This window comes from Aerococcus sp. L_32, assembly GCF_050689315.1.
Window position 1 is genome coordinate 1 of sequence record NZ_JBOEQF010000481.1, and the last position, 1,432, is coordinate 1,432.

The 1,432-nt window shown below is 39.6% G+C and carries 1 protein-coding gene; it reads left to right on the top strand.

Annotated features, from left to right (window positions below):
• Nucleotides 1-1,053 (top strand): FAD-dependent oxidoreductase (locus ACRCJ0_RS14045; protein WP_431390848.1); only part of this gene is annotated, 1,053 nt, incomplete at its 5' end.
• Nucleotides 1,054-1,432 lie beyond the last annotated feature (379 nt).

Consider the following 1,432-nt stretch of genomic DNA (forward strand, 5'->3'; position numbering starts at 1 on the left):
TGTCCGTCAATTGAAGATAAGATTGTGCGTTTTGCAGATAAACCAAAACACCAAATCTTCCTTGAGCCTGAAGGGTTAGATAACGAAGAAATCTATGTCCAAGGACTTTCAACTTCACTACCAGAAGACGTTCAAAATGACATGATTCATTCAGTTAAAGGCTTGGAAAACGCACGTATCATGCGTAACGGATACGCCATTGAGTACGATGTGGTGAAACCAAACCAATTGAAAGTAAACTTAGAAACTAAACAAGTGGCCAACTTATTTACAGCCGGTCAAACAAACGGTACTTCTGGTTATGAAGAAGCTGCTGGTCAAGGTTTATACGCAGGGATCAACGCCGTCCTTAAAATCCGCGGCGAAGAGCCATTTGTTATCGGCCGTGACCAAGGCTATATTGGGGTAATGATCGATGACTTAGTCACAAAAGGGACAACTGAACCGTATCGATTATTAACATCACGCGCTGAATACCGTTTATTATTACGTCATGACAACGCTGATACTCGTTTAACTGAAAAAGGTTATGAATTTGGTTTAGTCTCTGAAGAACAATACAACTTATACAAATCAAACCAAGCAGAGGTTGCTGAAGAATTAGACCGTTTAGCCAATGTTCGCTTGAAACCAACTCAAGAATTACAAGACTACCTAGCAGAGAAAAATTCCGCAGCCTTAAAAGATGGGATTATGGCGAGCGACTTACTACGTCGTCCAGAGCTTAAAATTGATGATATCCTTAAATTCGCCCCAAGCGACAAGGATTTATCACGTCAAGTAACAGAACAAGTTGAAATCCAAATCAAATATGCTGGTTATATTGTTAAAGAACAACGTAAAGTAGAAAAATTACACCGTTTAGAGCAAAAAGAGATTCCAGCTGACATCGATTGGGATGCCATCGACAGCTTAGCCACTGAAGCGCGCCAGCGCTTGAAAGAAATCGGCCCACGCACCTTAGCACAAGCTAGTCGTGTATCAGGTGTAAACCCTGCAGATGTATCCATTATCATGGTTTACCTGCAAGGTGGTCACGTCGCACGTGTTTAAGTCAGAAGATATGAAAAGCTATCCTACAATTCTGGGATAGCTTTTTAACGTATGATGAATCTAATCGTAAACGGCTATAATAGACTTAAGGCATATGCTATAATTTAAGGGAATGAAACGATTGATTATAAGATCGTTTAAAGCAAGATAATAGCTGTATGGTCCTAGTAAATTTGTAAGCTATACGAAAACAAATGCCAAGGTAAATGAATAAAAAGGAGTAATCTAATGTTAAAACGTGTTATTTTTCATGTACATGAGATGAAAGATTGGGAAACCATCTTACCAACTATTCAAAATGCGCTAAATGATGTGGAAGATTTACAAGTGATTGTCCTAGCCAATGGTCGTGCTGTCCGGGTTGCTGTGCGTGAAGAAT